Origin of the sequence: Pedobacter steynii, assembly GCF_001721645.1 — a bacterium.
Taxonomy (GTDB): Bacteria; Bacteroidota; Bacteroidia; order Sphingobacteriales; family Sphingobacteriaceae; genus Pedobacter; species Pedobacter steynii_A.
Genome location: NZ_CP017141.1, coordinates 3,347,886 through 3,359,909, shown reverse-complemented (window position 1 = coordinate 3,359,909; position 12,024 = coordinate 3,347,886). Strand labels below are relative to the sequence as shown.

At 39.9% G+C, this 12,024-nt stretch carries 11 protein-coding genes; 1 reads left to right on the top strand and 10 read right to left on the bottom strand.

Going from position 1 to position 12,024, the window contains the following annotated elements:
• Positions 1–21 precede the first annotated feature (21 nt).
• Both BFS30_RS14060 and BFS30_RS14055 read right to left on the bottom strand, forming a co-directional pair.
• Positions 22–486, bottom strand: coding sequence for a deoxycytidylate deaminase (locus BFS30_RS14060; protein ID WP_069379860.1), 465 nt, complete (start codon positions 484–486; stop codon positions 22–24).
• Between the two features lie 64 nt (positions 487–550).
• Positions 551–1,981 carry an MFS transporter gene (locus tag BFS30_RS14055; RefSeq protein ID WP_069379859.1) on the bottom strand — a complete coding sequence of 477 codons (1,431 nt, stop codon included), beginning with the start codon at positions 1,979–1,981 and terminating at the stop codon, positions 551–553.
• Positions 1,982–2,231: 250 nt separating this feature from the next.
• Between BFS30_RS14055 and BFS30_RS14050 the strand changes: the two genes are divergently transcribed.
• Complete coding sequence (locus BFS30_RS14050) at positions 2,232–2,858, top strand: LysE family translocator (protein ID WP_069379858.1); 627 nt, start codon at positions 2,232–2,234, stop codon at positions 2,856–2,858.
• A gap of 75 nt (positions 2,859–2,933) precedes the next feature.
• Here the strand turns inward: BFS30_RS14050 and BFS30_RS14045 are convergent, their stop codons facing one another.
• From BFS30_RS14045 to BFS30_RS14010, 8 genes are all read right to left on the bottom strand, one after another.
• Positions 2,934–4,835: a class II glutamine amidotransferase gene (locus BFS30_RS14045; protein WP_069379857.1), complete on the bottom strand. Its 1,902-nt coding sequence runs from the start codon at positions 4,833–4,835 to the stop codon at positions 2,934–2,936.
• A 219-nt stretch (positions 4,836–5,054) separates the two neighbouring features.
• Positions 5,055–5,597: a GIN domain-containing protein gene (locus BFS30_RS14040; protein ID WP_069379856.1), complete on the bottom strand. Its 543-nt coding sequence runs from the start codon at positions 5,595–5,597 to the stop codon at positions 5,055–5,057.
• A gap of 196 nt (positions 5,598–5,793) precedes the next feature.
• A complete protein-coding gene (murI, locus tag BFS30_RS14035) occupies positions 5,794–6,624 on the bottom strand; it encodes a glutamate racemase (protein WP_069379855.1) in 831 nt (276 codons plus the stop codon).
• A 62-nt stretch (positions 6,625–6,686) separates the two neighbouring features.
• On the bottom strand, positions 6,687–7,199 hold the full coding sequence (locus tag BFS30_RS14030; protein ID WP_237028579.1) for an OmpH family outer membrane protein: 513 nt from the start codon (positions 7,197–7,199) through the stop codon (positions 6,687–6,689).
• 87 nt (positions 7,200–7,286) lie between these two features.
• Positions 7,287–7,817 carry an OmpH family outer membrane protein gene (locus BFS30_RS14025; RefSeq protein ID WP_069379853.1) on the bottom strand — a complete coding sequence of 177 codons (531 nt, stop codon included), beginning with the start codon at positions 7,815–7,817 and terminating at the stop codon, positions 7,287–7,289.
• Between the two features lie 13 nt (positions 7,818–7,830).
• Positions 7,831–10,380, bottom strand: coding sequence for an outer membrane protein assembly factor BamA (gene bamA / locus BFS30_RS14020; RefSeq protein WP_069379852.1), 2,550 nt, complete (start codon positions 10,378–10,380; stop codon positions 7,831–7,833).
• 62 nt (positions 10,381–10,442) lie between these two features.
• Positions 10,443–11,183, bottom strand: a complete 741-nt coding sequence (locus tag BFS30_RS14015; protein ID WP_069379851.1) for an isoprenyl transferase — start codon at positions 11,181–11,183, stop codon at positions 10,443–10,445.
• Between the two features lie 18 nt (positions 11,184–11,201).
• Positions 11,202–12,023 carry a DUF6089 family protein gene (locus BFS30_RS14010; protein ID WP_069379850.1) on the bottom strand — a complete coding sequence of 274 codons (822 nt, stop codon included), beginning with the start codon at positions 12,021–12,023 and terminating at the stop codon, positions 11,202–11,204.
• Between the last annotated feature and the right edge of the window lies 1 nt (position 12,024).

Sequence of the window (12,024 nt, the reverse complement as noted above, 5' to 3'; positions counted from 1 at the left end):
CTGCTGCTACAAGACAGATTATCAATTAACCTCGATTTGATACTTATTCACTTCTACACCGAACCTACGCAGAAAATCAACCCCTTCATCACTCGGTAATCCTTTATATTCTGCATAGGAATCCATATAAAGAACTTTCTTTATTCCTGAGGATAAGATTAACCTGGCACAGGCAATACATGGGGATAAGGTCGTATACAAGGTCGAGCCCTCTATCTTTGAACCATTTTTAGAAGCATACAGAATCGCGTTCTCCTCTGCATGTAACGCAAGGGAACAACTTCCTCTTGAATCCCTGTCGCAGCCCTTTTCCGGCCATTCTTCATCACAATTGTGTGTTCCGGGGGGCGGCCCGTTATAACCGATGGAAATAATTCTGGTATCTTTTGTCAAAACCGCACCGACCTGTGCCCTTACACAATGTGAACGTGCAGCCAGATCAGCGGCCAGGTGCATATAAATATGATCGAAACTCTTTTTACTCATGACGGGTATAAATTAAAAAGCTTCCCATTAAAAAATGAGAAGCTCTTTCTGTTTTTAAATAGGTTTAATGACCTCCGGAAATCTTTTTGTCAAAAGAGATACCCTGAGCTTTAAGAATTCCACTCACTTTCAAGGCATAAAATACCAGGTAAGCAAAGCAAAGGATTCCTACAATATAGCTGAATTGAATACCGATAAATTCTGACACATAACCCTGAACCCAGCTCATGATACCACCGCCCATAATCATCATGATTAAGAAACTGCTCCCCTGGCTGGTATTTTTGCCCAGTCCACTCACGGCCAGGGTAAAGATACAAGGCCATAACGTGCTACAGAATAGTCCTACACTTGTAATTGCATAAACGCTGACCATACCTGTGGTAAACATACCAATCAATAAAGCAGCAATACCAATGGTAGAAAAGATCAGCAACATGCGCGCTGGATTTCCTTTACTTAAGGTATCTGCAACAATTAAAACCAGGATAATCAAACCATATACATAGAAAGGGGCCAAATCATGTTTTGCAATCGCATTAACGGCAAGGAAAATACCAAAAGCAAGATAAGGAGCCACAAATCTCAGGATTTTCTGAGTTTTAACATGATCAGTGAAAGCCTCAACCGCACCTGTCCATCGTCCAATCATCATACTAGCCCAATACAGGGAAATAAATGGCGCTACATCTTTAATTGCAAAACCCAGCTCTTTTTCCATATAAGCAGGCAGGTTACTGGCTGTAGAAACTTCAACACCTACGTAAACGAAGATGGCAATCATTCCCAAAACCAACTGAGGGTATTTAAGCGCAGAACTTCTGGAAGCCCCCTCCTCATCTTTAGATTCTTCTACTAAAGCTGGTCTGTCCGGAAGTGGAGACAACTTTAAAAAGATAGCCACTGCCAGAAAGGCAACCCCCAGAATCAGGTAAGGTATTTTAACGCTTTCAATACTGATGTCACTACCGCCTGCTGATCCGAAAATAGCAAAACTAACGATCAGCGGACCGATGGTTGTTCCAAAGTTATTGATTCCTCCAGCAAGGGTTAATCGTTGAGAACCCGTTGCAATAGGCCCTAATGCAATGGCCAGTGGGTTTGCTACCGTCTGCTGTAGGGAAAATCCCAGGGCCACGATAAACAAACCCGACAACATTAATGGAAACGAACCGTAATTTGCCGCCGGATAAAACAATAAAGTTCCAACGGCCGAAATACATAGGCCCAATGCAAGGCCGTTTTTATATCCGATTTTATTGACAAGGTCTTTTTTGATTAAAATAGAAACCCCCATATAGATTAATGAACCTACCGTATAAGCAATATAGAACGCTAAGGATACCCATTGGCTTTGGCTTTGTGTTAGGTTAAAAGCTTTCTGGAATACCGGAATCAGGATATCGTTGCTCGCCGCAACAAAGCCCCAAAAAAAGAATACGGTAACTAATGGGATGAATTGAGCCCATTTGGTTTGTGAATTTTCTGCAGTCATTATATATATTAGGTTTACTTGGGGTTAAACATAAATAAAAAAAACTGTTTTGTAAAGTGTATACTTTACACAATGATCTTCCGTCATTTTTAGATTGGCATCGTAATAAGAGACACAAATTTGAGAATCAGCTACAAACCAGATTAATTTTGTTCGTGGAATTGAGGTAACCTGTAAAATAAACTAATTATAATAGGGTCAGTTTTATTCATAAAATTGCATATTAGCGTAATTTTATATGTTTAGGTGAATGTTTGAAGCAATATTACAAGGGATAGGTGCAGGTATTTTGTTTTCCTTTTTAACAGGTCCTGTTTTCTTTTCCATGATAAAAACCAGCATTGAGAAAGGTTTTAAAGCAGGGTTTTCGCTTGCTGTGGGGGTGATTTTTAGTGACATTATATTTATTACACTTACCATCTTCAGCGCACAGTTTGTAGACTATAACGCGGAGTATTTTCAATACATAGGCATCGTTGGAGGCCTTTTTCTTTTTGGTATCGGTCTATACTATTTATTCAATAAAGTAAAAGTAAGTTATGACATTTCTGAAATCGCCAAAGTGAAGAAGCGGGGCTATATTCTGAAAGGATTTTTAATGTGCCTGCTGTCCCCCACCACTCTGATGTTCTGGATTATGGTTGGAGGGATTATATCGGTACAATTGCATTATACCATGGCCGAAAAGATCGTTTTCTTTATTATTGCAATGGCAACACAGCTTTCAGTAGACGGAATAAAAACCTATTATGCGGCCAAGCTCAGGTATAGAATCAAAGAGAAAACCATTCAGAACCTGAACAGGATTGCCGGTGCAGTCATCATTATCTTTGCAATCAGATTGTTTGTGGAAGTGCTGTTGAAGTATTACAAGTAATCATCAATGCCCATACAAAAAATCCCCGCTATAGCTTTAACTATAGCGGGGATTATATTTTATAACCAGCTTATTTTAGTAAGCTCTCTGGTTGTTTCCTTCTTTCCAGTTCACAAAAGCTTTGATCACTACTTTGTTTCCACCTGGAGTTGGATAATTTCCAGAGAAATACCAGTCGCCGGTATGGTTAGGACAAGCCACATGTAAATTATCTAAAGTTTGATAAATCACCTCAACCTCAGCATTGATGTTTGCAGGGGTAATAATCTTCGTAATCTGAGCAGAGATCTCTTCTTGTGTGAAAGGTCTGTAAATGTCTTTCACATGATTTACGATCTCCTCTTTAGGCAACAACAGGGAAGCTTTACATTTCTGGTAAACTTCTTCGATGATGTGTTCCATACCACGTTCCTTTAACAATTGGATCGCCGCTTCAAAAGCTACAAACTGCCCCATTTTAGACATATCTATACCGTAGCAATCCGGGTAACGGATCTGAGGTGCAGAAGAAACAATAATGATCTTCTTAGGATGTAATCTGTCAATGATTTTGATGATGCTTTGTTTCAGCGTTGTTCCCCTTACAATTGAATCATCTATCGCAACTAAAGTATCGGTATCATTTTTAATGATGCCGTAAGTCGTATCATAAACATGCGCCACCATATCCTGTCTGTCCGCGTCCTGGGTAATGAATGTTCTTAATTTCACATCCTTAATCGCCAGCTTCTCCACCCGTGGGTTCATTGAAAGCAGCTCATCCAGTTCCTGATCGTTCAGTTCTTCTTTACGGTTCAGTAATGTATCCTTTTGTACGCCTCTGATATAGCTGTGTAATCCTTCCACCATTCCGTAGAAAGACACTTCAGCAGTATTCGGGATAAAAGAGAATACTGTATTTTTAAGGTCTGCACTTACTGCTTTCAAAATCTGATCACACAATAGCGCACCTAATTGTTTTCTTTCTTTATAAATATCCGCATCACTCCCTCTGGAGAAATAAATACGTTCAAATGAGCAGGCTCTTTTTTCCTGAGGATCTCTGAACACTTCCTGAGTAACTTTACCACTTTTCTTAACGATTAAAGCATGTCCCGGTTCGATTTCTTTAACATCTTTGAATGGAATGTTGAAGGCCGTCTGAATTGCTGGTCTTTCTGAAGCAGCAACTACGATTTCATCATCAGCATAATAAAATGCCGGACGTATTCCTGAAGGGTCACGAAGCACAAAAGCATCCCCATTACCAACAATTCCGGAGATCGCATATCCACCATCCCAGTTTTTAGCAGAACGACGCAGGATTTTAGCAATATCTAAACCTTCAGAGATTTTATGGGTAATTTCTACGTTATCCAATCCTTCTTTCTTATAAGCATCAAAAAGCTCCTGATTCTCATCGTCAAGGAAATGACCAATTTTTTCAAGGACAGTAACGGTATCCGCTTTTTCTTTTGGATGTTGTCCCAACTCATACAATTGCTCCAGTAACTCTTCTACATTCGTCATGTTGAAGTTACCTGCAATCACAAGATTACGGGTCATCCAGTTATTCTGACGTAAGAAAGGATGACAGTTTTCAATACTGTTCTGACCATGGGTACCATAACGAAGATGACCTAACAGAACTTCCCCGATAAAACTGACATTGGATTTTAACCATTCCGCATCCTGCATCAACTCAGGGGTTTCATTCTGGATGTCTACAAATTTATTTTGTACATATCCAAAAATGTCTGCCACCGCATTTTGTGCCATAGACCGGTACCTGCTGATATAGCGGTGTCCTGGTTTAACATCAAGTTTAATGGTGGCAATACCGGCTCCATCCTGTCCGCGGTTGTGTTGCTTTTCCATCAAAAGATAAAGCTTATTCAGTCCCCAGAGTGCTGTACCGTATTTTTCCTGGTAGTATGAGAGAGGTTTTAAAAGGCGGATAAAGGCTATTCCGCATTCATGCTTGATCGAGTCGCTCATTGGTGTGTGATTTGAGCCGCAAATTTACCGTTAATAATAATTAGAACCTAGAAAGAAATACAATCTTTCATTAAGATTATAATCAGATGTTCAAACATCATTTAAACCGTTTAGCAGCATAAAAAGCGACAGTTTATCGCACAAAAAAACCGCACATTCGGAGGAGCGGTTTCTTGCAGAAATGATTTTCAGTTCTTTCTTATCGGGAGTTCCGGTCTTTTATAGTTTAGCAATTACAAAATCATTCAGGTTTAATTTTGAAACATCATTTCTTACCAGGCTGTGTTCTGCTGATGAACCGCTCAGTTTCAGGTCAGACTGATCTTTCATGTCAGTATAAAGGCTGCCTACTTTTGCATTTACATTTGCTTTGGCCCCATCTTTTAAAAAGATCTGAAGAACGGCTAAGTCGAAGTTACCACGGGTTTTTACCTGAGCAGTATTGGAGGCATCAATTCTTTGCAGATCTTTTACATTTACATAGATGGTTGCCGGGCTGCTCTCTGTAGAGTTGATGTACAAAGTATATCCTTTTTGCTGAACGGTAGTGTTGGCGCTAAGCTCATCATTGGTGGTAACGCTTTCTGAATTGCCCTGTACCAATACCACTTTAGCATTTCCGGTAACAACTACTTTATTGAATTTTACAGCAGCTGATGCGCTTACAGGTGTAGTATCTTTAGCGAAAGTAGTGAAGGCTGAAGAAGTTAAAACGATAGCAGTTAAAGCTGAAGCGAATAAGGTTTTGATCGAAGTTTTCATATCTTTTAGTTTTAAGTTTTTTATTTATTTAATTGTTGTTTTGTAGATAAGACGCCATCACACAGGAAACGTTTCAGCGTTTTTTGGCGCATTAGACCATGCCGCAGTAACAGTCGACCAACTGCCATTACTTTTCGACGAACAGACAAGAAAATATTCAGATAAAAAAAACAGCCCCGGATCGGAGCTGGCAGGATTAGATTTGAAGGTGCATCTGTTCAGAACTGATTTCCGCCCCGAAGAAAATGGAAGCATGTTTATCAAAGACCTCCGTATCTCCGGAAGTATAGAAATGCCGCATTCCGTCTTTCGCTATTTTAACCGCAATCTCAGGATGCTTTTTTAAATAGGCATCAAGGCTATCGGCAACAATATCGGTTTGCCCCAGCAATCGGATGCCTTCGGGAAGTAAAGCCTGAAGCTTTGGAATCATTAAAGGATAATGGGTACAAGCCAGCAGGATACAATCAATGTCTGCATCCTGAGCCAATAATTCCTCAAGGTACTTCTTCACAAAATAATCTGCACCGGGATTCAGGTGTTCATTATTTTCAATCAATGGGACCCACATCGGGCAGCTTTGTTGCAGTACTTTTACTTCGGGAAAAAACTTAGCAATTTCCATCGGGTACGACAAAGAGTTCACCGTTCCTCTGGTCCCCATCACTCCTATCGTTTTATGTGTACTGAAATCCCCTACTATTTCTGCTGTGGGTCTTATGACCCCCAACACCCGGTGATTCGGATACTTCAAGGGAAGTACTTTTTGCTGGATGCTGCGAAGGGCTTTTGCCGAAGCCGTATTACAGGCCAGGATCACTAGGGGGCAACCCTGAGCAAAAAGCCATTCCACACATTCCAGTGTATATTGATAAATGGTTTCGTAAGAATGATCTCCATAGGGGGCACGGGCGTTATCGCCCAGATAGATATAGTTGTATTGAGGTAACTTTTCAACAATCGATTTAAACACCGTTAAACCACCATAACCAGAATCAAAAACGCCAATAGATTGTCCAATATTCATTATAAAAAAAACGGGATTGAGTTTTATCACTCAATCCCGCAATTTAAATATTTTAATTTTAATTATTTCTTAGGAGCTGCAGTTGCTGCGATACCCAATTTAGCTTTAACAGCTGCTGTGATATCATCCCCACCATCCCAATAAACTAAAGCCTGGTTTGCAGTATCAAATACATAAGCAAAACCTTTTTCTTTAGAAACAGCTTTAATTGCTGCATCAGCTTTTACCTGAATAGGGTTAAACAATTCCGCATTTTTAGCTTCCATTTCCTGTTGTGCTTTAGCTCTTGCATCTTCAATACGTTTTTGAAGATCCTGTAATTCAGCACCCATAGTTTGTAACTCTTTACCAACAGTTTCTTTATTTGCTTCGCTCATTGTTTTTTGCTTAGCTTCAGCTGCCTGTAGTTTAACCTGATATTCAGAAATCATTTTCTCAACGTCAGCTTGTTTCGTTTTTCCAAAGGCTTCTAATGTTGTTCTCGCTGCTTTCACTTCCGGCATTGCTTCAATGATCAATGCTGAATTTAAATGTGCGAATTTTTGTTGTGCATTTGCAATGTTGGCAGTAAACAATAACCCCGCTGCTACAAAAAATGCGTTAATTGACTTTCTCATTTCTATTTGTCTTAATAATTGTTTTTACTTGTTTATGTGTGTGTGTTATTTTAAGATCGACCCAGGCTTAAATCCCAATAACCTGATGACATCATTACTAACATCGTAATTGCTGCTGGCATAAATCATCATAGTCGATTCACTGCTTTTATCAAAGATGAAATCAAAAAGTTTAGCTTTCGCTACTTCACTGATGGTCTTTGTTACTTTATCCTGAATAGGGTTAAGTAGTTTAGTCCGGGACTGGAAAAGTTCGCCATCCGGACCGAAGATCTTACGTTGAAAATCTTTCGCTTCTTTCTCCTTTTCGATGATGTCGTTTTCTCTTCTTTTGCGCATATCCGCAGTTAACAAAACCTGATCGGCCTGATAAGCTTTGTACATCTTATCGATCTCTACAAAGTTCTGATCTACCTGTCCCTGCCATTGTTGTGATAAAACATTCAACTGGCTTAAAGCGGACTTATATTCAGGAAGGTGCTTTAAGATATATTCTGTGTCAACATACGCGAATTTCTGAGCAAAGGCTCCCATGCACGTAAAAGTTAAGAAGCATATTAAAAGATATTTTTTCATTCGTCTGTTTTTATTAGTTAAATCCACCTAACTGCTGTGCAATACTGAAAGTAAAGTTTTGCTTTCCTCCATTATCAACTCCAGGAATCTTATCAAAAGGAATCGCATAATCAATTCCCAATAATCCAAATATCGGTAAAAATATCTTCGCACCAAAACCGGCCGAACGTCTTACGTTAAAAGGATTATATTCAGAGAAATTGTTCCAGGTATTTCCACCTTCTGCAAAAGCAACAAGGAATGCGGTAGCCGACTGACTGGCAATTACCGGGTATCTTAACTCCAACATATATTTGGTGAAGATCGGACTTCCTGACTGTTGTGCAATCCTTACGTTTGAACCATTCGGAATTACGGCACTGTTAGAGTAACCACGCATAGCGATCAGCTCTGAACCCTGAAGGAAATCGAATCCCTGCATACCATCACCACCCAGTTTGAAGCGCTCAAATGCCGGATCTCCAACAGCCTTGTTATACGATCCAAGGAAACCAAACTGTGCCTGTGCTTTCACGACGAACTTACCTGCAAGTTTATGGAACCACTGAGACTCAAACTTCCATTTGTGATACTCGGTGAACTTATAGAATTCTTTATCCGGAGCAGTAGCATAGTTCAGCTTATTCAACAAGGAATATGGAGGGGTTGCCTGAATTGTAAATTTAAAGAAGGAACCGCTTGTAGGGAAGATCGGGGAATCCCTGGAATCCCTGCTCAACTCCTGCGCTAAACTGATGTTGTAAGAAGTACCGGTATTGAATTTATAACCAGAATAATTGTTCAGAATATATTGCTGAAAACTCAAAGCGTGGCTCAACTGGAAGTAGTTATCCGGGAAGTTTAATCTTCTGCCCAGACTTACCGTTACCCCGTTTAAGCGGATTCTTTGTTGCTGCCCGCGGGTATCATTCTCTTTTAATCCGTTCGATTGTAAGGAAGTAAAAGCACTTACCCCAAAACTGATTGGTTTTTTACCACCTAACCATGGCTCTGAGAAAGAGAAACTATAAGACTGGTAGTATTTACCATTGGTCTGTCCACGAAGACTCAACTTCTGTCCGTCACCTTTTGGCAATGGTTTGTAAGCATCCAGATTAAACAGGTTCTTCAAAGAGAAGTTATTAAAAGTCAATCCTAAAGTACCGATGATGTTACCACCACCAAAACCACCTGATAGCTCAATCTGATCAGAAGGTTTTTCTTCTACTGCATATTCAATATCTACAGTTCCATCTGCCGGATTTGGCTTAGGTGTAGGCACTGTTTTAGACTCGTCGAAGTTACCCATCTGACCGATCTCACGAACGGTACGGATCAATAAGTCTTTAGAGAATTTATCTCCTGGTTTGGTACGTACATCACGCAATACAACTCTGTCGTTGGTAATGGTATTTCCTTTAACCGTTATTCTGTTATTGGTATACTGTGGTCCTTCATAGATGCGCACTTCCACATCAACTGTATCACCATAGATCTTTGTCTGAACCGGGTCTACGTTAAAAGTTAAATAACCATCGTTCAGGTATAAACTGGAAACATCATCGCTATTAGGGCTGCCTCTTAATTTTTTCTCCAGCTTCTCTTCACTGAATACTTCTCCTTTTTCAATACCAAGGATACGCTCCAGATCTTTTCCGGCATATTTGGCATTACCGGCCCAGCTGATATTTCCGAAATAATATTTAGGCCCTTCGAATAAATCGATCTTAATCCCAACGGCTTTATCGCTGTACTGATAAACACTGTCTTTCAGGATTACTGCATCACGATAACCTTTATCCTGCATTTTGGCAATCAGCGTCTTTTTATCTTCTTCGTATTTTTCTTTATTGAATTTTCCTGAACCAAAGACTTTATAAAAAGCCTGTTGTTTGGTTTTTTTCAAAAACTTACGCAGTTTGGCATCACTAAAGGCCTGATTTCCCGTAAAGTTAATTTCATGAACTTTTACCTTACGGCCTTTGTCCACATTTACTTCCAGGATAACATGGTTTTCCTGATTGGGATCAACCTTGGTTTTGTACGTTACCGAAGTAAAGAAAAAACCTTTTTCCAGCAAGTACTTTTTGATGGTACTGGTGGTTGTATTGTACAGGTTATCATTGATAATCGTCTTGGTTGCTTTAGCATTCAACTTTTCAAGAATATCTGTTTTCTGGGATTTGCTAACCCCCTGAATGTCAAACGAACTCAAACGGGGACGCTCTACAACTTCTATATCAAAATAAACAGAATCTCCGTCAATTTTAACAATGTCCAGCTGAACATCATCAAACAAACCTTGTTCCCAAAGAATTTTAATGGCATTGGCAGTTGCCTCACCAGGAAGAACAATACGCTCTCCTTTGATCAGTTTTGAAAGGGTGATGATGACATCTTTGTCTAAAAACTTCGCTCCGGTGAGCGTCACATCAGCGATGGTATACTCTTTGGGATTAAAATAATCCAGATCCAGGCCATTAACTTTTAAGGTAGGAGTTGCAGGATTGGACTGGGGACGGATCTGTGCCATTGATGGTAAACCAATCAATAACAACAATATAAGTTGATATATTCTTTTCATTTAAATCTAAAAATCGATGCTAAGTTAATTTAAACACATGTTAAAAAGTGTTAAAAGTAAAATTAGTTCAATTGTTCACTAATTTTACCGAAGCGGCGTTCGCGCTTTTGGTAGTCTACAATTGCTTCAAAAAGGTCTTCTCTTCTAAAGTCGGGCCACAAAGTATCGGTAAAATACAGTTCGGTATATGCCATCTGCCACAACAGAAAATTGCTGACCCTATGTTCCCCGCTTGTCCTGATCATAAGTTCAGGATCCGGAATATCGGTGGTTGTCAGCTGAGCTGAAAAAGTACTTTCATTGATTTCGTCAATATTAATTTCCTGGTCTTTAACTTTTTGAGCCAATTTCTTAGCGGCCTCAATGATTTCCCATTTTGCGCTATAGCTCAAAGCAAGTGTCAGGGTGCAACGCGTATTTTTCGCAGTATTCTCCATGGCACTTTTCAGGTCGTCAATACATTTTTGTGGAAGAGATGAAATATCTCCGATGGCGTTAAGTCTGATGTTATTCTTGTTAAGTGTTGCTGTTTCCTGATTAATGGTAGAGATCAGCAATTCCATTAAAGCATTTACTTCTTCTATGGGCCTATTCCAGTTTTCTGTAGAAAATGCATAAACAGTCAGGTATTTAATCCCTATATCTGCACAGCCTTCTACGATATCTTTTACAGATAACACCCCGCTTTCATGGCCAAAATGCCTGAATTTGCCTTGATTTTTTGCCCATCTCCCATTTCCATCCATGATGATTGCGATGTGCTCAGGCAGGCGTGTAACGTCAATTTGTTCTTTAAATCCCATTTATAATTGCAAATATGCTTAAAATGTATAACATTTTTGGGACACAAAGGTATAAGATATGCCAATACCTACAAACATATAGGTATCTCTTTTTCTAAAATCGCCCCTTTGAATCCCCGGAAGTCCAGTCCCTGATAATGAGGATGCGGTATTGGGGTTGGAAAGTTTGATTCCTGTCAGTCCGTCAGCGGGCAGCTTGTTATCGTCAGGATACCTCCCGCTCACGTCATCCAGGTAATCTGTAAATATGGTTCTGTATCCGATCTGAGAAAACAAGCCCCAATTCTCTTTCAACCTCACTTTGAACCCGACCCCATAAGGGACCGTAAGCGCGTAGTTCTTATAAGGTTCGGTTTGTCCCTCTGTTCTGTAAAATCTAAGATTATATTCTTTATCACCCAACTCAGGAACGTGCGGATAATATCCCTTCGGGCTAAAAAACACCCCTCCTATCCCGGTAAATATATAAGGCGTGAATTTTTTGGTACCACCGCCGGCAAAATACTCAAAGAAATTAAAATCCACCTGCAGACTGATTTCATTCAGGGAGGTCTTAAAATTAAGTCCTCTATCCCTAAATTGCTCATTTTCTGAATTCAGGTCATTTGCTTTGATCTTACCAAAATTATAGTGAAAACCCAGTGCCCAGTAAGGGTCAAGGTTCATTTTTACATACGCCCCGGCAGACATTCCACTGATTTTCAAAGGTTTTGTCTGATTCAGATCTCCCATATACCCGGCACCCCCACCGACCACACCAAGCTCCATAACCTGAGCGTTAGCATTAAATCCAATGAAAGAGATGGCAAGAGAACAGAAAATCCAGGTTCCGTATCGCATC

Bases quoted from the DNA above. Each gene is read 5' to 3' on its own strand.
- BFS30_RS14060 (WP_069379860.1), bottom strand. From the start codon at position 486: ATGAGTAAAAAGAGTTTCGATCATATTTATATGCACCTGGCCGCTGAT.
- BFS30_RS14055 (WP_069379859.1), bottom strand. From the start codon at position 1,981: ATGACTGCAGAAAATTCACAAACCAAATGGGCTCAATTCATCCCATTA.
- BFS30_RS14050 (WP_069379858.1), top strand. From the start codon at position 2,232: ATGTTTGAAGCAATATTACAAGGGATAGGTGCAGGTATTTTGTTTTCC.
- BFS30_RS14045 (WP_069379857.1), bottom strand. From the start codon at position 4,835: ATGAGCGACTCGATCAAGCATGAATGCGGAATAGCCTTTATCCGCCTT.
- BFS30_RS14040 (WP_069379856.1), bottom strand. From the start codon at position 5,597: ATGAAAACTTCGATCAAAACCTTATTCGCTTCAGCTTTAACTGCTATC.
- murI (WP_069379855.1), bottom strand. From the start codon at position 6,624: ATGAATATTGGACAATCTATTGGCGTTTTTGATTCTGGTTATGGTGGT.
- BFS30_RS14025 (WP_069379853.1), bottom strand. From the start codon at position 7,817: ATGAAAAAATATCTTTTAATATGCTTCTTAACTTTTACGTGCATGGGA.
- bamA (WP_069379852.1), bottom strand. From the start codon at position 10,380: ATGAAAAGAATATATCAACTTATATTGTTGTTATTGATTGGTTTACCA.
- BFS30_RS14015 (WP_069379851.1), bottom strand. From the start codon at position 11,183: ATGGGATTTAAAGAACAAATTGACGTTACACGCCTGCCTGAGCACATC.
- BFS30_RS14010 (WP_069379850.1), bottom strand. From the start codon at position 12,023: ATGCGATACGGAACCTGGATTTTCTGTTCTCTTGCCATCTCTTTCATT.